We start from the raw sequence: 21,057 nt of genomic DNA on the forward strand, positions 1-21,057 counted from the left end.
GCCGCATGGGCATAGTCCCCGGTGCTCGCCGCATGGGCATAGTCCCCGGTGCTCGCCGCATGGGCACGGTAGCCGGTCGTAACCCTTTCCTTCGCCTCACCGATAACCCACCTGACGGCGGCACGAATGAACTCAGGAAGCTTGACCTCGGCATTGATGGTGATCTCAGCCGATGCAATCTTGGTATCTTCATCATCCTTGCGGACAATATCACCGCCCAAGCCAACACCGTGATAAACGGATGTCGCAGGGCCATAATAGCTAAACGCATCCAGCGGCATAGCAACGCCGTGGAATGCGCCTTCACCGCACCGGGTGACCTTCTTGCCGCCGTTATTGTAGGACTTGCCGACCTCGTACTGGAATTTTACGCCAGAAGGCGTGCATGTGAGATCTCGGTTAAAACCCTTATAGGCACTAACCAACTGTGCCGCGCCAACGGATGCGGCCAACTTCTTTGCCATGTGTGCAATTCCTGCTTCAAGAGCCCTGCCGCACTAGGCGGCTACAGGAATCACAATATGCCCATTTACCTTTTCAGTCAACAACAAAAATGCAAACGGGCATTAGTTCATCTTTTATCTAAATGCCCGCTCGCATAATTGTTACCTACCGCGACGTGCGAGCGGGAAATCCAGCTCGGCCTTCATGACGCGACCGGTAATTGACGCGTCGTCGTTCTCGCTCACAAGGAGTGGCGTCTGATAATGTGGGTCGTTGGATCTCGGCCAAAGCCACTTGCTGCCGTCGACATCGACGACATATTGCTTCAATGAAGCCTCGTGCAGGCCATCCGAGTTCACACGCTGGACCAGGACGTAATCACCGCTTTTGGGGTTGATCCGATTTGCGATAGTGCCGGCGACCAATACCACCGTTCCATCCGGAAAGACTTGATTCATAGACGGGCCGCGAACGACAAACGCCTGCATGTCGAAATTCGGCGTGCTGGGCGGCACAGGATATGGCTCCTGCTCATCCGGAGGAAACTCGATCGCCTCACGCCATGCGCCGGCCTGCACCTCGCCAACAATTCTAGCCATTCTGACGTTTGCCGAGGGCGCGGACGCGATAGGCTCGAGGCCCTGATAATATAAAGCATCCTTACCACCTTTGAGAGCTAGCAGAGCTGCAGCCTTCGCACCTGGCGCACTCTTACCTGCCTCCCATTTGGAGATGGAAGACTGCCCGTCCTTCGGCAGCCCTATGAAGCGAGCAAACTCAGGCTGCTCCATTCCAAAAGACTCGCGAAGCTCCCGAACGCGCTCCGCGGCGCGCCTCTTTCTATCTTCGTCAGTCACAACGCACTCCTATTAACTGCGCGCCCCAACAGCGCAGACATGAAAATATGCCTTTCGTTGCGGTTTGTCAAATGCACGAAGTCATTTTGAGTCTTGACAAAAAAGGTAAACGGGCATATTGTTGGCCCTGTAGTTAACGAGTCGGTGCGGTAACGCGATTCGTTTACCCAATCAAAAACGCCTTACGAGGAGCAGTCCCATATGGATGCAATTGCTGGCAGCGCGCAAGCGCTGAAGGGGAAATCGCGTGTTGTTAGAGCAATCTTCGGCCGCGCTAGGGATCTAGCCAGATTTAAGCCAAGTGCGGTTGAGGAGACCGCCCGGACCATCGTCAAGCATATGCCCGTTATCGGCTTTTGCAGCACTGACTACACGACGCAACCCGTAAGCATGCCGCGCTTCGCATCCCTGCACGGTGCCGCATGATCGGCTCTCGCGTTCGACTAACTGGAACCGACATCGATGGCCTTGTTGTTGGGCGTCGCTCGTACCTTGGCGAGATGGACAGGTATGCAGTGCGCTACATGGATGGCGCCGGAGCGCCGCAAGAGCGGTGGTTTCAGGCTGGTGAAGTGAGTTTCGAGTGCCGTGAGGCCGAAGGCAATGTGATTTCATTTGAGAGGGAAGTGGCATGAATATGCATGTTGGTGGCGCACATAAGTTTAAGGTGGGTGATTCTGTCACGGTCGCGGAGGCTTACGAAGGTCTGATTGCAGGTAAGCGATACACCATTAAGGACGAGGCTAGGCGCACGGATTATCGCTGGTGGAACTTGGTTGGCGTGCGCAACGTGTTTACAGACGATGGTTCGTATCCTGAATTCAAGCTTATTGCCGCGCCCAAGTTCGCCGTCGGCGACAAGGTGCGGTTGCTGGTTAGCGGCTTCGATTTGACCGCTGGCAAGACCTATCCTGTGACGCAAGTCTTCGAAAAGGACGTGATGGTCTCCGATAACGTGGGCGATGACAATCGCGTTTCGATGAACGACATCGAACCCATCCCTACCTACTCCTCATGCGCTGCAGCCGAAGTCGACAACCTGGCCGACGAGTATGGTGGCGGGCGGAAGGTTGCGGCGCGCGAGCCGGGATACCGATTCACCGATAAAGATAGGCCGGCGTCTGGCGACAGAGTGTCGATCGGCGAGCAGGGAACATTCACAGTCAAGGATGTGACGGCTGGCGGCAACATTCGCTTTGCCGACCGACCGTGCGGCCATACATGGCAGCTACACGACACTAAATCTTCGTCCGACTGTACGCTAGTTCAGGCGGCAACCACCCTCCGCATCGAAGCCGGCAAGTTCTACAAGACGCGCGACGGGCGGAAGGCACTTGTTGGCGTGAATCAACACGGAGGCAACCACGATTATCCGTTTTTCCACGAAGTCGACGGCAAAAAATGGCATGGCATCACTGCCGAAGGTAAGTCGTGCATAGACCGCGACGTTGACGACCTCATCGCCGAATGGCCCGTTGTTGCGGAAGCAACAATCGCAAAGGATGCTGGCGGCGGTTTCAAGGCTGGCGACCGCATTCGTCTTGTATCAAATCCGGCAGGCGAAACACAAATTGGCGACGAATTCGTTGCCGTAGCCAAAACACAAGGTGTGTCAACGTCGGTTCACTTCACTGACAAGCGTGGCTATACGACTTGGCGCCCCGGCTCTTACTTTGAACTAGTATCTCCGGTCACCACCATGGCCGATATCGTGCGCAAGCACGCTTCGGAAGGAACGGCCATTGTAGCGTTGATCGAGAACGGCCAGCCGAAACCTTCGACACTGCCGTTTGTTCACGCGAACAGGAACGCAGCGGAAACCGAGGCTGCCCGCCTTGCTGACAAGCACCGCGGCCAGGAGTTCGGCGTGTACGAGATGGTCGACGTGAAGAAGGTGGAGCGCACCTACGACCACGAATGGCAGCGCTTGGCGGCTGGTGGGCAGGTGATTGCGGCAATCAAGGATTTGCGTAGCAATACCGGCCTATACCTGAAAACCGCCAAGGACGCAGTTGAGGACTGGCTGCGGCGGGAGGCTGCGTGATGCGGGTGCAGAACAACATTCGCATCTACCTTGAGGTGCAGGGCCACGGCGACATTATCTGCGAAGAGTTTGATGACGACTCCGTCTCGGTCAAGCAGGGTGACGACATCATCCTGATACCAAAGAGCGTCGCCACTGCAGTAGCAGAAGCCATTCTGACTTGGGTCTGCACTGGCGGCAAGGCCGCCTAACCAACACACCACACAGCAATGCAAACACCAACAACCTACTGGCGCAAGCCAGTAGGCAGGAGGTTTTATGACTTCAAGACAGGTAATGCGAGCCGAAGCTCGACACGCCGTTAAGGTGGCATCCAGTGAGGCGCGTGGCTTCAAGTATCCGGAATCCAAGTACGTGCCGCACATCATCGACGGTAAGACGTACGCCACTAACGGCAAGCAGGAGGTGGCTCGCCGCGTATCGAGGATCCAAGCATGAATGCACTAGCCAAAATCCTAGACGCGGAAGCCGTGGCTGTTACCCGCCTTGGCAATCCATCATCAGACTACGCCGGACAACAGCGTCGCCTTACCGCCATGGCGACAATGACCGGTACGCACGGCTTTCGCGTGCCAGCAGTAGAGCCAGAGACAGACCCGCAGGGCTTGACGCGCGGTGACCGTAAGCGGGCAGCGCGTGCCGCAGCTTCCGCCAAGGTGTCGGAAACTCGAGCGCCGCAGTTCATGCACAGCGCGGATCGTCGCAAGTTGGAGGCAGCATAAATGGAGGACTTTATCGAAGACGACGATAACGAAGCGCCTGCCGCACAGCGTTACCTGGCTGTGTGGATCACGCTGGCAATCGTGCTCTTGCCGCTCGTAGCATGGTCGCTTCTCAAATGACCGCGCCGGATCCTTTCCACATCGCATTACTTACCAGCATCGCACTGGTGCTGGCACTCGCCGCAATGAGGTTTGTTGGCTAATGGCACTAGATTGGGACAGAGTTGACACCACCGAGGACAGGCACCCGCCTATCATTACGATTTACGGTGGAGAGGGTCTAGGCAAGACGACGCTCGCCAGCGAATTCCCGGCGCCGTACTATGTGCAGACCGGGAAGAACGAACGTCCTCCGACCGGCATTGAGATGCCAACTCGCGGTCTCTGCGAGGAATACGCCGACATCGTCAATCAGATTGATTGGATGCTTGAGGACGATCACGACCGCCTAACGTTCGTTCTGGACACGCTTGATAGCGCTGAACCTCTCATCGTTGCAGAGGCGTGCGCACGAAACGGATGGAGCGACATATCCGAGGGTGCGTTCGGCGCTGGCGGCAAGGCGGTCGCATCGGTCTGGCGAGAACTCATCAACAAGCTAATCGATCTGAAGCACGCTGGCTTTGCGGTCGTTCTCTTGGGTCACGCCAAGGTCAAGACAGACCCCGGTGTCACGACCGATAGCTACCCGCGCTACCGACTGAACCTCTCCGACGATGCAGGCAATGCGGTGTCCCATGCGTCCGACATCGTAGGCTACATCCACCAGCGTGTTTCTATCGTCAAGGAAAAGGCTGGATTCCATAAGGACAACGTTCGCAAGCGCGGCGAGGGCGGCGGTGATCGCCAAATCGCAATCGAGGAGCGGCCAGGCTTCGTGGCCAAGAATCGATACCGGCTGTCTGGAACGCTGCCATTCAAGGAGGGTCACGGTTACGAGGAGATAGCCAAGCACATCATTGTACCGACCGGACGGCAAGTGGCCGAGCCTGCGGAATAGCACTTTACTTTCTAGTCTACCACACCACAAGGAATCCACTATGGCCGCTCTTGGCAAAAGGTTCAACGCACAGGAACACGACACCACTCAACGCGAGGGGTTTGACGAGCTTCCTGCTGGCATTATGCAGTTCGAAATTGAGGCCAGCGACGTCGTTGAGACTGGCCCGGAAAACGCACGCACAGGCAAGGGGCTAAAATACACATCAAACGTTATCGCGCCTGAGGAAGTTAAGGGGCGTAAGTTCTTCGGCTTCATCAACCTTGAGAACGCGAACGCTCAGGCCCAAGAAATTGGCCAGAAGGAGTTTGCCTCTCTTTGCCGCGCAATTGGCATTTCTGAAGTAGAGGACAGCGAGGACCTGCATTTCCATTCTTACACGGTTAAGCTTGGTCTCGGCAAACCGAGCAAGAAGACCAATGCAGACGGGACGCCGCAGTATCCAGCCCGCATGGAGATCAAGCGATACTACTTCGAAGACGAAGGCGCCCTGCCAGAGCCGTCGATTGACGAGGTGCAGCCTAAGCTGGCGCCTGTAGCCGCCAACAACAATCGACCGGTCGCCAATCAGAATAGGCCTTCGCCTGCGGCCACAACGACTAGCAAGCCGGCTGGCACCAAGCCTTGGGGCAACAAGAAAGCGGCATAATGATGAAAGCGCAAACCGAAAGGTTCGTTAATACCGTACGCGGCAAGGCGCTTGTTGGTCAGGCTTCGCCAGATGAATTGATGAAGGTGTTCCAGCACATTGATGCGCTAGAGAACTTCCTCGATGAGAACGATCAGGACGACGCTTTCGGAACCGAAGGATGGCGTCATGCTCTTGGCGCAGATGACTAACACCTAACGGCGGGCTTCGGCCCGCCCACTCTCTTTCGATTTTGAGGAGAATTCATGTTCGAAGCTGAAGCAAGATTGATTGCCAACTACGCCTGGCCGTGCGAGGGCGCATACGTGGCAGGCGGCGCTATCACCAGCGTTTTCACTGGCAAACCCATCAACGATTTGGATATCTATTTCAAGAGCCGCGAGGATTTTGAAACTGCGGTTGCACAGGCTTACGACTCCAGTTGGTGGAACGTCGACACGTCAAAGCGCGCCGTGACGTTCAGCGATAACGGCACCATCGTCCAGTACATGCATTTCGACTTCTTCCCTACCGCACAGGACATATTCAAGGCGTTCGACTACACGATCGTCATGGCCGCATATGATTACGATACCAAGGAATTCGTGTTCCATGACGATTTCCTCAAGCACAACTCGCAGCGGTTTCTGCGTTTCAATCCTGGCACTCGCTACCCTCTGGCAAGCGCCACACGCGTTCTGAAATACCAGCAGCGCGGCTACACTATTGGCAAGGGCGACATTCTGAAAATCGCACTCGCATGTCGAGGCGTGAAAATCGACACGTGGGATGATCTGAAAGACCAGATCGGCGGGGCCTACGGAACCAAGGTTGAGTTGGTCGGCGAGTCACAGGATTTCAGTCTGGATGCGGCCATCAATGCGCTTACGGTCGCGGATGATGGTTCTGACGATTGGCTAACGCCAGCCAATGACGATCAGCCGAGCAATGCTTTGGTGCTGTTCAAAACTCTGGCTGAACTGAAGGGCGATACGTTCGATGAAAGTCGATACGATGAAGACGGATTTCTGAAGCAGGCAGCCTAAACTCTACGGTTGCCGGTGTGGTCGCACTGACGGCCACACCCACCACTTCCCAACACGAGGAGACTACCATGCGCCTATCTATCGAGCGCCAGGCTTTAGCGCGCCTGCTCGCAGCCACGACACGCGTTGTGGAATCGCGGAACACCATTCCGATCCTGTCGACCGTGCGCCTTGTTGCGGATGGCGGGAAGCTCTCGGCAACGGCGACCGATATGGATATCGAGATCCAGTCCGCTGTCACTGTCGAAGCCGAAGAGGACGGCGCATTCTGCGTGTCGGCGTCCTTGCTGGATAGCATCGTCAAGAAATTGCCAGCATCGGCGGTTGTTTCCATGTCAGAGGCAGACGGCGTGCTAACCGTGAAGGCTGGCCGATACACGTCTCGTCTGCAGACGCTACCCGATGCCGACTTTCCGTCATTCTCAGTAGATGGTTTCACGACGAGCTTCGACTTGGATCTGGCCTCACTTTTCGCGCCAGTCACGTTCGCGATTTCTACCGAGGAAACCCGATACTATCTCAACGGCGTTTACCTGGCTGGCAACGAAACTGCACTCACTGCCGTTGCAACGGACGGCCATCGATTATCTCGCCATGCTACTGCCGCGGTCGGAGAGTTCGGCGGCATCATCGTTCCGCGTAAGATGGTCGGACTGGTGCCGAAGGGCAATGTTTCCGTTTCGCTTTCGGACACAAAGTTCCGAGTGACCGCTGGCGAAACTGTCATCACATCAAAGCTGATCGACGGCACCTTCCCTGACTACGAGCGCGTCATTCCCAAGAACAATGACAAGCTCATCACGTTCGACGCAGGCACGCTCGGCAAAGCCGCTGACCGTGTATCGGTTGTGTCCTCGGAGCGCGGTCGGGCAGTCAAACTTTCCTTCGCGAGTGACCATGCCGCGCTAGCCGTCAACTCGCCGGACAATGGCAGCGCAACGGAAGAGGTGGCGGTCACGTATAGTGGTGAGCCAATCGACATCGGCTTCAACAGCGCATACCTGGCCGAACTCATCGGGCAGTTCCCGGCTGGTGATGTCAAGTTGGCGCTTGCGGATGCCGGCTCACCTGCGGTGTTTATGTCGGACAATGCACCTGAGTTGCTTTGTGTCCTCATGCCTATGCGCGTGTAGCCATGGATGGCGATCTCTGGCGTCCAGTTAACGAGAAGGCCGACCTGGCCTTCTCCCAGAAATGGTGCGTGCACTGCCTCGAGTTGTCAGAGGCAGAACCGTGGGAAGACGAGTTTGGCCAAGAGCAGCCCGGCTCTTGCATCATTATGAACATGGCCGTGTGGGGAGAGAAACCACACCAGCTGAAGATCCGAAATGGCGAACCAATCTGCACGGCCTATCGCGAGGACGCATCGTTCCCAATGCGATGCCCACATACCTTGGAGTTGTTCCTGTAATGGCGCCACTGCCAAAAGCTACGCCGTCGACCTTGCGTGCAATTCAAGGGGCAATTGTCGAAGGGCATGACGATTGGGAATCCGTTGGCGTCCCGGCCGGCGACATTGGCGTCGAGTGCGACCGCGCGATCTGGTTGGCATTCCGACGGTCAAGCCGGCGCGAAACAATAGACTGGAAGAAGCGTCGTATCTTTGAGCGAGGGAACATCGAGGAAGAGCGCCTGTTGGATCTCATACGCCTCATAGGCTGCGACGTCTGGGGCGAGCAGGACAAGGTGCGCGCTGCTGGCGGGCATCTGCGGGGCAAAATCGACGGGCGTACGATCGGTCTGCCAGAGGCAGCAAAGACCGAACACATCATTGAGTGCAAATCGTCCAAGGAAGAGTACTTCAAGAAGGTAAAGAAGGAAGGTGTAAAACTCGGCAAGCCGGAGCACTATGCAACTTTCCAATTCTACATGCATGGGCTCGGCATAGACCGTGTGCTGTACATGATGACCAACAAGAACGATGAGGACTTGCATCTCGAGCGCGTGAACTATGACGTCGAGTTTGCCATTCGCGCAGTGGCTCGCATTGAGCGCATCATTCAGATGCCGGAGCCGCCAGTCCGCCTGTGCACGAAGCGCGACGACTTCCGCGGCAGGTTCTGCCGGCAAGCCGAGGTGTGCTGGCAAGAGCTATGGCCACGCGTGCATTGCCGAACGTGCATGCATAGCACTCCGGTTATGGACGGCAACGCTGGATGGGATTGCGCACGGTGGTCGAAGCCTTTGTCACTTGAAGAGCAAGATGCGGGATGCCCAACACATCTCTTCATTCCGGCGCTCGTGCCTGGCGAGCTCGTGAGTGCTGATCAAGACAACGAAACCATCACATACCGCTTGCGGAGCGGAAAGCTTTGGACGGATGGCGCAGATGACAGCAACGAGGGTACCAATGCAAAAGCGGCCTAAGGAATTCGACGCTCGAGTTATGGCCTATCTGCCCGGCCTAACGAATCGCGCAAAGCGGTATCGTCACAGGTCCGAAGATCAAGCCGACCTTGTGACGGATAGCATTATCTATGCGCTCGGATCTTGGGAGACCTTCCGGGAGGATGGCAGCCTGTGGGGATGGCTTTGCTTCTGCATGCGAGGCGTTGTGAGTAATCAGGCCAGAAAGACCGCTGCGCGCAAAGGACTTCGGTTCGTAGAGCTCACAGGTGCGGCTGATCCCGTGCATTGCACAAAACCCTCGCAGCAACACTACGTCGAGCTGGTCGACGCACTGTCGTGCCTGGACGGCATCAAGAACGGTAACGTGGTTGTGCTCCGCGCAATGGGCGATACGCTGCGTGAAATTGGAGACACCAGGGGCATAGGTACAACGCGAGTCGACCAGATCGTAAATAAGGCTAGGGCGCAACTTCAGGCGGCTGCATAATGCTTGAACTGCGGCCTTATCAGCGAGATGCAATAGATTGTCTTTATAAATACTGGGCCGCGGAGGGCAGCGGCAATGGCCTAATCGTGCTTCCGACCGGCGCCGGCAAGGCGCTTGTCATCGCCAAGATCATTGAGGAGTTACTGCGCGACTATCCGGACCTGCGGATTGCGAACGTCACGCATTCGGCAAACCTGGTCGAGCAGAATTACAAAGAGTTCGTGGGCCTCATGCCGTTCGCGCCAGCGGGCATATATTCTGCCTCGTTGGGCAGAAGGGACGCTCGGGCGCAGGTGCTCTTTGGTGGCATCCAATCCATATACAAACGCACCGCAGAGATCGGCCCAATTGACCTTGTCCTCATTGACGAGGCGCACGCGATCAGCCGAAACGCGGACACTCAGTATGGGCAATTCTTTTCTGGCGTTCGCGAGATCAATGAAGACAGCCGCATCGCCGGAACGACCGCGACTGATTACAGGATGGATTCCGGACGCCTCACTGACGGTGAGGACCGGCTGTTTGACGACGTCGTCTATGAGGCGAAGCTCACCGACCTTATCGAGCAAGGTTACCTGACGCGGCTAACCAGCCACAAGACGACTGCCAAGATCGATCTGAAGGGAGTGGGTACGCGCGGCGGCGATTACATTCCTGGCCAGATTTCGGACGCGGCGGAGCGCATAATCGAGGACGCCGTAGCCGAGGACATGGCTATGTCGGAAGGCCGGCGTGCCGGGCTTTTCTTCAGCACCAGTAAGGCAAATGCGGAGCACATTGCGCAAGCAATTCGTAGGCATGGCCGCACGTGTGCGGTTCTCACCAGCGACAACTCGCATGAACTCAAGGAGATCTTCGAAGGTTTTCGATCTGGAAAATATTGGGCGATATCGTCGGTAAGCATGATCACGACCGGAACCAACTTCCCGTTCGTAGACTTCATCTCGCTTATCCTGTCAACCAAGTCGGCCGGGAAGCTGGTACAGATTCTTGGCCGCGGCACTCGCAACTCGCCAGGCAAGGATGATTGCCTTGTTTCTGATCACGGCAAGAACCTTGCCTATCATGGGCCGATTGATCAGATCCGACCGAAAGCGCCTGGCGACGGCGATGGCGAACAACCCAAGAAGACGTGTCCTCAGGATGAAAAGGATGTGGACGGCAACTATGGGTGCGGGGAGGAAATCCCTATCTCGCAGATGACTTGCCACTGCTGCGGCTACATCTTCCCGCCAAGCGAGGAAGTGAAGATAACGGCAACCGCTGATGCGGCGCCCGTTCTGTCTACCGAAAAGAACATGTGGCGTGAGGTGTCAAGTCGCCGCTTTGCGGAACATCCAAACAAGAATCCGGAGTACCCACCGAGCGTCAAGATTTCCTACATGTGCGGCTTTTTGGCTGTCTCGTCGTGGATTTGCCCGCAGCACGGCGAGCATCCCAAGTCAGAAAGCCGCAGAGCGAAAAGCCATGCTGACCGGTACTGGCACGCACACGGAGGGCAACGTCCATTCCCTGCGACGGTAGAGGAGTTCTTGATTAGGCAACATGAGCTAAACGACACGGCCGAAATCGAAATTGAGTACAACGGAAAATACGCTAACGCCAAAGACTACCGCGCTGGCTTGGTGAGAGCGGACAACGATAACGATAGGCCTGCGGATAACGATAACGAGCTATCGCCAGGCATTCGCGAAATGATGGACTACGACGCAGACATACCCTTTTGAGGTCACAATGAAACAACCTGTTGAAGTGCTTACCGCATCTTTGCGTGGATGCGTTAACGGCTACGTTGGTGCGCCAGCGTTGGCTGTTCAGTTGATCAGTGCGTTGCGCGCAGAGGGATGGTTAGTGGTCAGGGACGACGCCATTAGGTTGGCGCAGGCGCATGCCGCCGCCGACACCAGAGAGAAGGCACGCCGTCTTTACGGCAGGTAAGAGGTGCCGCTGGAAAAGATCGACGCATTCACTAATTGGTGCACTGAGCGCGGCATTACCGGAAAGCCGCGATGGTGCCTTGTAAGCATGTACGGCTGAACTAGCCGCAGAACGACTACGCAGTTTTGCACAAGGATCTATTAGCATGACCGACATCAACACCATTGCGGCCAACCCGCGCGCAGTTATCGGCAACAACCAGCCACCGGTCGATCCGATCGACGAGGCGCTTACGGCCATCTCTGATCTGTACGATGAAGCTAAAAACTTTGCGGACGGGGAGCCTATTGCTAACCAGGCAATGCACGACACGGTGACGGCGCTCTATGACGCAATCCATGAGGCTGGCAAGGCTGCAGATGAACTACGCAAGATCGAGAAGGCTCCGCTAGACGAGAAGATCGACGCTATTCAAAAGCGCTTCAATCCCTTCATCCAGCCCAAGAAAGGCAAGGTGGATCTTGCCAAAGCCTCACTGGGCGAACTGCTTGCCGCATGGCGTAAGCGGGTGGCGGAAGAAAAGGCCGCGTTGGTAGAGGCTGCGCGCAAGGAAGCGGAGCGACTGGCCAACGTGGCAAGGGAGGCGCTTGCCGCATCGCAGGGCAATCTTGAGGCGCGCGAGTCCGCGGAGCTCTTGGTCAAAGAAGCTGCGGCAGTCGAGCGCTTTGCCAAGTCGACCGCCAAGGGACCGACCGGGCTGCGAAGCGTGTGGCGTGCCGAGATCGTGGACGAAGAAAAGGCGCTGGATTGGGCGTACGGACGATCGCCGGAAGAGTTCCGCGCGCTGTGCCAGTCTCAGGCTGACACTGTTGTCCGAGCCGGCATGCGTATGGTTCCGGGGTTTCGGGTTTGGGAAGACAGGGTGGCGAAATGATGAACACTGTAACGGAAGTGGTCAAGGTGTGGGGTGTTAGAACGGAATTTCCAGAGCATAAGCTGGGTAAATTTCTGGATGAGCTTGAGTGCGTTTACTACAACATTCCCACCGAACATCGTGCAAGCGCAGAAATAGATTTCGAACCGTATTTCGATTGCGCTGGTGAATCATACCCGCAGGTGCGCATTACCTATGAACGGCCAGAAAGTCAGGAAGAAGCCAACAGCCGAGCCGACGAAGATCGTAAACGATGGATGGACCAACTACAGCAGGCGCGCGAGCGCGTCACCTACTGTGAGGCGCAGTTGAACGACTTGCCGGTTGAGCGGAGGATTTGAATGATGACCAGCTCCGACCGCTTTCGTGATACGTTTTCTGTTCTGCACAATCTTGCCCTTTGGGACTTGGAAGACGCAGGGGTGATTAAGCCTGGCGCGGGAGGTGGCGGTTCAAGCTGGACGCGCTTCAACAATGACCTGACAACCTTCGTTCTGAAACTTCCTGCCGACAGGCTGTGTAGATTGTTCGCTCTTGTCGAGCGCAAACTGGCTGAGGCTGCGTGATGGATTGCGACGACAACATGTTCGAATGCTTAGTGGCTGCAGGTAGAGCCGACTACGAACCGGACTACGACGCCTACTGGCGCGACTTGGAATCGCTTGAAGAAGCAATGGCTGACGTCGCTTGTTATCAGGATTGGTTTGTTGAATATGAATGAAGCGTACGCCGACTTCCTCGCACGAAAGGCGATCATCGATCCGCCAACTGGCCTAGCCGATATACCGGCGCTACCGGATGTTCTGTTCCCGTTTCAGCGCGACATCGTGCGGTGGGCACTCAAGCGCGGGCGCGCTGCATTGTTCGCCGGCACAGGACTAGGCAAGAGCCTTATGGAATTGTCATGGGCGCAGGCCGTCAATCGAGCAACTGGCAAGGATGTTCTACATCTGGCGCCGCTTGCGGTGTCCAACCAAATGGCCCGGGAGGCAGACAAGTTTGGCATTGAAGCTCGCGTCGTGCGATCGCAGGAGGATTGCGGCTCAGGTACGAACATCACCAATTATCAGAAGCTAGAGCATTTCGACCTTAGGCAATTCGGCGGCGTTATCCTCGATGAGAGCTCCATCCTGAAGTCGACCACGGGACACTATCGAAACGAGCTAATCAAGGCGTGCAAGGACATCCCATTTCGCCTTGCTGCTACAGCAACACCGGCGCCAAACGATTTCATGGAGCTAGGCAACCACGCTGAGTTTCTTGGCATCATGTCATATACCGACATGCTGGCGACGTTCTTCGCGCACGACAATGGCGACACTCAGAAGTGGCGACTGAAGGGTCACGCCGAAAATGACTTCTGGAAATGGATGGCGTCATGGTCGGTCATGATGCGCAAGCCTTCCGACATCGGGTACGACGATGGCGCGTATATTCTTCCGCCATTGGATCAGATCCATCACGTCGTGCGGTCATCGGCTGCGCATGATGGTTTGTTCCGCGATGGTGGCGCAACCCTACAGCAGCGAATTGCAGCCAGGCGCGACACGGTCACCGACCGCGTTGCGCATGCAGTCTCTTTGACGCCGACCGATCGTCCATTCGTGTGGTGGTGCAACCTGAATGCGGAGAGTGAGGCATTAGCCAAGGCAATTCCTGATGCCGTCGAAATCCGAGGATCCGACAAAGACGCGGAGAGAAAGCTTGTCGACTTCAGCGAAGGCCGCATTCGCGTCCTGGTCACTAAGCCATCCATCTGCGGTTTTGGCATGAACTGGCAGCATTGCGCTGACACCGGCTTTGTCGGTCTCAATGACAGTTTCGAACAGGTCTATCAGGCCGTCCGCAGGTTCTGGCGCTTCGGCCAAAGCAAGCCTGTCACGGCGCACTTCATTGCCGCAGACACTGAGGGCGCCGTTGTCGCCAACCTCAACCGCAAAGAGACCGATGCCGACCGTATGGCTGCGGCAATGATCCTCCACACTGCAGACATCTCGACACGGAACGTTCGCGGCCAGGTTCGCGACAAACCGAACTACGACCCGAAACAACCAATGAAAATCCCATCTTGGCTTGGAGTTGCCGCATGACCACGAACAAACTTGAGACAACCACGGCCAGCATCAACGCCGTCGATCAGGTCGTGACCGACAATTACGCGATCTATCAGGGCGATTCCTGCGAACTCATCCGCGCGGTCCCCGGCGATAGCGTTGATTTCGGTATCCACTCGCCGCCATTCGAGGGGCTTTATAAGTTCAGCAACTTCGACCGCGACATTTCAAACAACGAAGGCCCGGCGTTTTGGGAGCATTACGCGTTCCTGATTTCCGAATTGCTTCGCGTCACAAAGCCGGGGCGCATGCACTCGGTGCACGTGATGCAGTTGCCTACGTCGAAAATCCGTCACGGCCACATCGGCATGCGAGATTTCCGCGGCGAAGTGATCCGAGCCTATGAGGATGCCGGGTGGATCTTCCATAGCGAAGTCTGCATTTGGAAAGACCCTGTCATTGCTCAGCAGCGCACCAAATCTATCCGGCTCCTGCATAAGCAGGTCACCAAGGATAGTTGCATCAGCGGTCAAGGGCTTGCCGATTATATTGTTTCCTTCCGCAAGCATGGCGACAATGACAATCCAGTAGATGGCATGTTTGAGGCGTTCGTTGGGTCGCAGCCTGGCGATGATCGCGGGCTGGACATCAGTCGCGAGGCTTACGACAGACATGCGGCGCAAACCGTCGCTGATGGTCGCACTCCGTGGCCTTTTGATATGTGGAAGTCTGTCCTGGTGTGGCAGCGCTACGCCTCGCCGGTATGGATGGACATCCGCCAGACGCGCACACTGCAATATCGTGGTGGACGTGACGAAAAAGATGAGCAGCACATTTCGCCGCTGCAATTAGACGTCATCGAACGATGCATCGACCTGTGGAGCGCGGAAGGCGACGTGGTGTTGACGCCGTTTTTGGGCATCGGCAGTGAGGTTTATTCGGCAGTCGAGATGGGCAGGCGAGGCATTGGCTTCGAGTTGAAGCCGTCATACTTCCGGCAAGCAGCAAAGAACATTGCCGCACTCGGCACAAAAGAACAGCCTGCCGCTAGCTTGTTTGACTTGCCCGCCAACGACAACCTGCCGTCTATCGGGGCCGCAGCATGACCACCACAACCATTGACGAACACACGCCAGCCGACTGTCACTTTTGCGGTAAGCACGCGATCGGCATAGGCATTGGCTTTACCACGCAGCGCGACAAAGACCCAAAATGGCTGTGCGCCGAGTGCAGCCTAATCCTTGAGGACTTCAAAAGGGTCAAGCGCGTCGACGCCTACGAACTTCGCGCCAGGCAAGGCGGCATGAATGCCGCTGGACCGCTGGTCGAAGAATGGGGCGCAGACCTGAGCGAGTGGACGGAAGAGCAAGTGTTGATGTTTTGCGGCCGCATTTGGGATGGCTGCGCTGCGGAACTAAGAAGGCTGGTTAGAGAGCAGGCGGTGCCGTTTTGAAACACGATAATGATAATAGCGGCATAACGTTTGCCTCGATGTTCAGCGGCATTGAAGCAGCAAGCGTCGCCTTCACTCCGCTTGGTTGGCGTGCATTGGTGTTCGCCGAAATTGAGAAATTCCCATCTGCAGTCCTAGCCTATCATTATCCCGAAGTGCCAAACGTTGGCGACATGGCTGCGCATGACTGGTCTCATTATCGCGGCAAGGTCGACATCGTATGTGGAGGCCCGCCATGCCAAGCTTTTTCTGTTGCTGGTCTGCGCAACTCCCTTGAAGACGCACGCGGCAATCTTTCACTCGTCTACATGAGGGCACTTCATGCAATTAACCCTAGAAATGCCATTATCGAAAATGTCCCCGGATGGCTCAACACACCCGACAACGCCTTCGGCTGTTTCTTGGGAGGACTTGTCGGCGCTGATGATGCCATATCACCTCCGCCAGGAAGAAACGGCAAGCGGAACACCAAATGGCCAGACTCGGGTATGGTCTCTGGACCCGGAGGACGCGCCGCGTGGCGTATCCTCGATGCTCAATTCTTCGGCCTGGCCCAACGACGCAAGCGTGTCATCGTTGTCGCAGATTTTGGAAACGGGGCCGATCCCGCCGCGGTTCTTTTTGAGCGCGTTGGCATGCAAGGGAATTCTGCGCCGAGCCGAGAAAAGAGGGAAGGAGTTGCCGTTAGCCCTACGCTCCGCGCTAGAGCAAACAGCAGCCACAGATTAGATAGTCAGGCGTATGTGCCAGAAATAGCGCGTTGCGTCGCAACGCGCGAAGGTTCTTCGCAGGACTATGAGACGACTACGATGGTAACTGTCGACGTGGCGCCCACCATGCGCGCTGGTGGCAACTCAACTGGAGGCGATCGGCCATACGGAACTGACGTAGATACCTGTGACAGTCTTGCCGTCGTCTCACAGCAGGTCTACTCCATCATGCCACAGAACAGCGGCAAAGATTACAAAGCGCGGCCGGTTGAAGTTGCGCAACCCGTAATGGCTGCGGGCCAAACTCACGGCAACCAAGGTGGTGATGTCGTATGTGTTACGGGCACGGTAACGCACACTCTCAAAGCCGAAGGCGCCGACGCCAGCGAAGATGGCACAGGCAGAGGTACGCCTATTGTTGCTTTTACCTCTATCAATAACGGCGGCGACGCAACGGAGGACCAAACACCAACGCTGACTTGTGGAGGCGGCGGCGGCCATGGCGTTGGAATGGCAATTGCATTCGGATGGCAGAACAGCGCTAACCAAGAATTGAGTGACAGCGAACATGTTTCACCGACTTTGGACAAGTCCAAGACGCCTGCGGTCACAGTTGCCCTGCGTGGCCGAGATGGCGGCGCTACGGCAGAATTAGGTGGTAGCGTCGCTACCGCCCTGCGCGCTTCATCGGGAGGTGGCGACAAGCCGCACGTCCTAACTAGCGCCGTCCGCCGTCTCACGCCAATGGAATGCGAGCGCCTACAGGGCTTTCCGGACGGTTACACCGACATTCCATGGCGCGGTAAGCCGAACAGCCCTGACGGGCCACGCTACAAGGCACTTGGCAACAGTTGGGCTGTGCCGAAATTCAGATGGCTGGGAGAACGCATTCAGCGGTTTATGCCGCCAGCAGATGTAGCCAACGACAATCAGCCCACCGCACTAGCGGCGTAAATAATGAAAAATCCTTACAAGACCGCTTGACCAACTAATGATTTCTCCTTATATCTAGATCACCAACAAGGAGATACGGACATGAACGTTATGGACCTGATTGCAGCCCGCCTTGAAGCACCTAAGAGCTTTCGTGTGACGACGCTTTACGAAAGCGGCAACACACGCATCCATGATACCGAAACGCTTGGTCAGGCTGAGAATTGGGCAACTGGTGAGCGTCGCAAAATCGGCAAATCCCTTATCGAGCGCACCACAGGCGAAAAAGTTCGTGTTGTATCAGTCGAGATCAACGCGCTGTGACCAACCAAGATTTCAAGGAAATAAGGCTTCGCTTGGGTTTAACTCAGGCGGATCTTGCCGCTGTTCTAGGCTATCCGCTCGCCATGCAGGTATCGGAATTGGAACGCGCAACAAACCCAAAGCCAGTGCCTCGGCATGTGGCTCTTCTCATGAAGGCCTACGATGACGGATATAGACCAGATGGCTGGCCAGTTGGACGGTAAGATTTGCCCGCAATGCGGGGTTTGGAAACTTCGCGCTGAGTACAAGAAGCGCAAGATAACCAAGAAAAGCAAATCAGGTATGAACTCAGAGTGCCGCGCTTGTGAGAAGATTCGCAATCATCGCTATTACGAAAACAACAAGGAAAAGGTGGCTGAGTATTCTCGCGAATGGCGCGCTGCGAACCCAGACCGAAAGCGCGAAGCCGACACCGCTTGGCGTAAGGCAAATGCCAGCAAGGTTCTGGCAAGCCAGAAAAAATGGTACGAGACCGACCCTTTGGCCAAGGAGAAGAAGCGCATCTATGCGGCAAAGTGGTGCGCTGAGAATGTGGAAAAGGTTCGGGAGAAGACAAGGAAGTGTCAGGCGAAAAGGCAGGCCAATCCCGACATAAGAGTTCACAACGCTATCAGCAGAGCGATGCGAAGCGCGTTGGGTAAAGGTGGTAAGGCAGGCCGCAGGACGTTCGCAATTCTCGGATATACCCTAGATGAACTCAAGGCGCACCTTGAAAAGCTATTCCTGCCGGGCATGACATGGGAGAACTATGGGCTGAAGGGTTGGCACATAGATCACAAGATTCCCAAGGCACTGTTCAACTTTAATACGACAGACGATATCGACTTTAAACGGTGCTGGGCGATTTCAAACCTGCAGCCACTGTGGGCGCTAGACAATATCAGAAAGCACGCCAAATACGGCCTGCCGTTCCAGCCGAGTCTAGCTTTCTGTGTGCCGGCGAACAACAACAACAAGGAGACGGCCGATGTCGCTTGAGTTGGCCTTATCGTATCGTGACCGCAATTGGCCATGCTTCCCTTGCCGATCTGCTGAAGAAGTAGATGAAAGAACAGGCGAAGTTCTTTCACCAAAGACGCCGTACCCCAGTAATGGTTTGAAATCAGCGACTCTAAACGAGCGCATTATCCGCGAGTGGTGGCGCCGTACTCCGGATGCAATGGTTGGCGTGCCAACAGGGCGCGCCATTGGCGCTTGGGTGCTGGACTTGGACAGAAAGCCCGGCGTCGGTGACGGCCACGACTGGCTTGCAGACATGGAGGCCGAACACGGAGCGCTGCCGGAAACAGCGCGCGCCAAAACCATGGGCGGCGGTACCCATATCTTCTTTAGCCACGTCGAAGGCATCCGCAACCGCGGCGGTCTTGGCGTTGCTGTCGACGTGCGTGGCGAAGGTGGCTACATCGTCGCACCAGGTAGCGTAGCCGGCGACGGCAGGCAATACGAGTGGCTGTCCGATGCACCCATAGCTGACGCCCCGGATTGGCTTCTGCGGCTTGTCCTACCTCCCGTCCATACGCCTACGCGCCACGACTACCGCTATGAGCGCGGAACCAACGAAGTCTACATAGAGCGCGCCATGGAGTCGGAACTGACCGCGCTGGCGAACGCCACACAAGGCGGTCGCGGCTACCAACTCAACGCGTCTGCCTTCAGCTTGGGCACGATGGTTGGCGCTGGTGCGCTATCCCGCAGCCATGCCGAGTCGGGCCTATACGATGCTGCCCGCGCTTGCGGTGTGCTGGCCAAGGATGGCGAGCGGGAGACGTGGGCAAAAATCCGTCGTGGCCTAGACGCCGGCATGCGTCAACCGCGCGAGATCCCTGAGCCCAGTCACAGCAATGACAATACACGGCTGGTCGACATCTCAAGGATGATTGCCAATGGGCTCGCCAAGGCCAAAAACAAGCCTGAGGCTGGTTCGGCGGATGTGCAAAACAGCCCGCAGGTTGCTGAAGTGTCCGAAGAATCTATACAAACTTCGGACATCGCCTCACGGCCACCCGCCAACGACAACCTGCCGCCTTTCTACGCGACACCATTCAAGTGGATCGATCCGGCAACGCTACCTCGGCGTGAGTTCGCATTTGGCACGCACTACATCCGCAAATATGTTTCGGTGACGGTTAGCCCTGGTGGCCTCGGCAAAACCAGTAACAGCATTGTTGAGGCGCTGGCTATGGCGTCTGGAAAGCCGCTAACAGGCATTAAGCCGCCGCAACGTCTCAAGGTGTGGCTGTTCAATGCCGAGGATCCGCGCGACGAAATGGAACGTCGCATCATGGCAGCGTGTATTCACTACAAACTCAAGCCTGAGGACATCGAAGGATATCTGTTTCTCGATACCGGCCGCGAGCAAGAGCTCGTCGTCATGCACGAGGACCGAAAGACAGGCCTGAAAATCAACGAGCCGGTCGTGGAATCCGTGGTTGAGCAAATCCAGCGACTTGGCATCGACGTCAAGATTGTCGACCCATTCGTGTCAACGCACCGAGTCAACGAGAATGACAATGGCGCGATCGACAAGGTGGCGAAGCTCTGGGCGCAAATAGCAGACTACACCAATTGCGCCGTGGACGTGGTGCACCATCTGCGGAAGGTGGCAGACCGGGAGGCCACAGTCGAGGATGCTCGAGGCGCTGTGTCACTTATCGGTGCCGCTCGCTCTGTGCGCGTCCTAAACCGTATGTCGGAAGAGCAGGCGACAAAAGCAGGATTGGAGAAAGATGACCGGTTTAGCTACTTCTGGATAGGACAAGGCAAAGCCAACTTGACCAAGATGGACAACAGCCAGCATTGGCGCAAGCTCGAAAGCGTGCCGCTAGGCAATGGCAGCGGCTTAACAAAGCCTCAGGATCACGCTGGCGTCGTCACAGAATGGAAATGGCCATCAAAGGACGAGATAGCTGAGGCGGTGCCCGAGGTCGTTAAGGCAGACGTTCTGGTCAAGTTGGCAAACCAATCTTGCCGTGAGAGCGACCAGTCGTCTGATTGGGCTGGATACGTGCTGGCCACCGCATTGGGCATCCCAATAGAGACAGGACGCGCCATGACGCCGGAAAAGAGAAAGGTCAAAACCATCCTCGATTCGTGGATTGAGAACGGGATTTTGGCTGTCGTAAATGAGACAGACCCGAAGCATATAGGGCGATCGATTAAATATGTTCGACCTGCTTAGGATTGCCGGAGAATAG

At 56.2% G+C, this 21,057-nt stretch carries 23 protein-coding genes; 21 read left to right on the forward strand and 2 right to left on the reverse strand.

The window, feature by feature from the left end; genetic code table 11:
- The coding region (locus AC0L2Z_RS10780) for a DUF7666 domain-containing protein (protein ID WP_473627863.1) at positions 1-464 on the reverse strand (464 nt) is incomplete at its 3' end.
- 141 nt (positions 465-605) lie between these two features.
- On the reverse strand, positions 606-1,301 hold the full coding sequence (locus tag AC0L2Z_RS10785; protein ID WP_287181217.1) for a S24 family peptidase: 696 nt from the start codon (positions 1,299-1,301) through the stop codon (positions 606-608).
- A 631-nt stretch (positions 1,302-1,932) separates the two neighbouring features.
- Between AC0L2Z_RS10785 and AC0L2Z_RS10790 the strand changes: the two genes are divergently transcribed.
- From AC0L2Z_RS10790 to AC0L2Z_RS10890, 21 genes are all read left to right on the forward strand, one after another.
- Complete coding sequence (locus tag AC0L2Z_RS10790; RefSeq protein WP_473627865.1) at positions 1,933-3,345, forward strand: hypothetical protein; 1,413 nt, start codon at positions 1,933-1,935, stop codon at positions 3,343-3,345.
- Positions 3,345-3,536: a hypothetical protein gene (locus tag AC0L2Z_RS10795; protein WP_473627866.1), complete on the forward strand. Its 192-nt coding sequence runs from the start codon at positions 3,345-3,347 to the stop codon at positions 3,534-3,536. Before AC0L2Z_RS10790 ends, AC0L2Z_RS10795 begins: the two co-directional genes overlap by 1 nt.
- Before the next feature lie 733 nt (positions 3,537-4,269).
- The gene (locus tag AC0L2Z_RS10800; RefSeq protein ID WP_473627868.1) at positions 4,270-5,067 is read left to right on the forward strand and encodes an ATP-binding protein; all 798 of its coding nucleotides are present in this window, start codon (positions 4,270-4,272) and stop codon (positions 5,065-5,067) included.
- A gap of 40 nt (positions 5,068-5,107) precedes the next feature.
- Positions 5,108-5,716 (forward strand): DUF669 domain-containing protein, encoded by a 609-nt coding sequence (locus AC0L2Z_RS10805; protein WP_473627870.1) that lies wholly within the window; start codon positions 5,108-5,110, stop codon positions 5,714-5,716.
- Positions 5,716-5,907, forward strand: coding sequence for a hypothetical protein (locus AC0L2Z_RS10810; RefSeq protein ID WP_473627872.1), 192 nt, complete (start codon positions 5,716-5,718; stop codon positions 5,905-5,907). The genes AC0L2Z_RS10805 and AC0L2Z_RS10810 overlap by 1 nt, the downstream gene beginning before the upstream one ends.
- A gap of 54 nt (positions 5,908-5,961) precedes the next feature.
- A complete protein-coding gene (locus tag AC0L2Z_RS10815) occupies positions 5,962-6,741 on the forward strand; it encodes a Gabija anti-defense Gad2 family protein (RefSeq protein ID WP_473627874.1) in 780 nt (259 codons plus the stop codon).
- Positions 6,742-6,809: 68 nt separating this feature from the next.
- Positions 6,810-7,874: a DNA polymerase III subunit beta gene (dnaN, locus tag AC0L2Z_RS10820; protein ID WP_473627876.1), complete on the forward strand. Its 1,065-nt coding sequence runs from the start codon at positions 6,810-6,812 to the stop codon at positions 7,872-7,874.
- 277 nt (positions 7,875-8,151) lie between these two features.
- Complete coding sequence (locus tag AC0L2Z_RS10825) at positions 8,152-9,108, forward strand: oxidoreductase (RefSeq protein WP_473627878.1); 957 nt, start codon at positions 8,152-8,154, stop codon at positions 9,106-9,108.
- Entirely contained in the window at positions 9,092-9,577 is a 486-nt protein-coding gene (locus tag AC0L2Z_RS10830) for a sigma-70 family RNA polymerase sigma factor (RefSeq protein ID WP_473627880.1), read from the forward strand. The genes AC0L2Z_RS10825 and AC0L2Z_RS10830 overlap by 17 nt, the downstream gene beginning before the upstream one ends.
- Entirely contained in the window at positions 9,577-11,304 is a 1,728-nt protein-coding gene (locus AC0L2Z_RS10835) for a DEAD/DEAH box helicase (RefSeq protein ID WP_473627882.1), read from the forward strand. Before AC0L2Z_RS10830 ends, AC0L2Z_RS10835 begins: the two co-directional genes overlap by 1 nt.
- A 356-nt stretch (positions 11,305-11,660) precedes the next feature.
- On the forward strand, positions 11,661-12,389 hold the full coding sequence (locus AC0L2Z_RS10840) for a hypothetical protein (RefSeq protein WP_473627884.1): 729 nt from the start codon (positions 11,661-11,663) through the stop codon (positions 12,387-12,389).
- The gene (locus tag AC0L2Z_RS10845) at positions 12,386-12,730 is read left to right on the forward strand and encodes a hypothetical protein (RefSeq protein ID WP_473627885.1); all 345 of its coding nucleotides are present in this window, start codon (positions 12,386-12,388) and stop codon (positions 12,728-12,730) included. Before AC0L2Z_RS10840 ends, AC0L2Z_RS10845 begins: the two co-directional genes overlap by 4 nt.
- On the forward strand, positions 12,731-12,955 hold the full coding sequence (locus AC0L2Z_RS10850; protein WP_473627886.1) for a hypothetical protein: 225 nt from the start codon (positions 12,731-12,733) through the stop codon (positions 12,953-12,955). It abuts the gene before it with no gap.
- Positions 12,955-13,110, forward strand: a complete 156-nt coding sequence (locus AC0L2Z_RS10855; RefSeq protein WP_473627887.1) for a hypothetical protein — start codon at positions 12,955-12,957, stop codon at positions 13,108-13,110. The genes AC0L2Z_RS10850 and AC0L2Z_RS10855 overlap by 1 nt, the downstream gene beginning before the upstream one ends.
- Entirely contained in the window at positions 13,103-14,479 is a 1,377-nt protein-coding gene (locus AC0L2Z_RS10860) for a DEAD/DEAH box helicase (protein ID WP_473628051.1), read from the forward strand. Before AC0L2Z_RS10855 ends, AC0L2Z_RS10860 begins: the two co-directional genes overlap by 8 nt.
- A complete protein-coding gene (locus AC0L2Z_RS10865; RefSeq protein ID WP_473627888.1) occupies positions 14,476-15,549 on the forward strand; it encodes a DNA-methyltransferase in 1,074 nt (357 codons plus the stop codon). The genes AC0L2Z_RS10860 and AC0L2Z_RS10865 overlap by 4 nt, the downstream gene beginning before the upstream one ends.
- Positions 15,546-15,896, forward strand: a complete 351-nt coding sequence (locus tag AC0L2Z_RS10870; RefSeq protein ID WP_473627890.1) for a DUF6511 domain-containing protein — start codon at positions 15,546-15,548, stop codon at positions 15,894-15,896. Before AC0L2Z_RS10865 ends, AC0L2Z_RS10870 begins: the two co-directional genes overlap by 4 nt.
- Complete coding sequence (locus tag AC0L2Z_RS10875) at positions 15,893-17,560, forward strand: DNA cytosine methyltransferase (protein WP_473627891.1); 1,668 nt, start codon at positions 15,893-15,895, stop codon at positions 17,558-17,560. The genes AC0L2Z_RS10870 and AC0L2Z_RS10875 overlap by 4 nt, the downstream gene beginning before the upstream one ends.
- 81 nt (positions 17,561-17,641) lie before the next feature.
- The gene (locus AC0L2Z_RS10880; RefSeq protein WP_473627892.1) at positions 17,642-17,863 is read left to right on the forward strand and encodes a hypothetical protein; all 222 of its coding nucleotides are present in this window, start codon (positions 17,642-17,644) and stop codon (positions 17,861-17,863) included.
- A 162-nt stretch (positions 17,864-18,025) separates the two neighbouring features.
- Positions 18,026-18,841, forward strand: coding sequence for a hypothetical protein (locus AC0L2Z_RS10885; protein ID WP_473627893.1), 816 nt, complete (start codon positions 18,026-18,028; stop codon positions 18,839-18,841).
- The gene (locus AC0L2Z_RS10890; protein ID WP_473627895.1) at positions 18,831-21,041 is read left to right on the forward strand and encodes a bifunctional DNA primase/polymerase; all 2,211 of its coding nucleotides are present in this window, start codon (positions 18,831-18,833) and stop codon (positions 21,039-21,041) included. The genes AC0L2Z_RS10885 and AC0L2Z_RS10890 overlap by 11 nt, the downstream gene beginning before the upstream one ends.
- The last annotated feature ends 16 nt before the right edge of the window (positions 21,042-21,057 follow it).

It is taken from the genome of Mesorhizobium sp. WSM4850 (assembly GCF_055811735.1).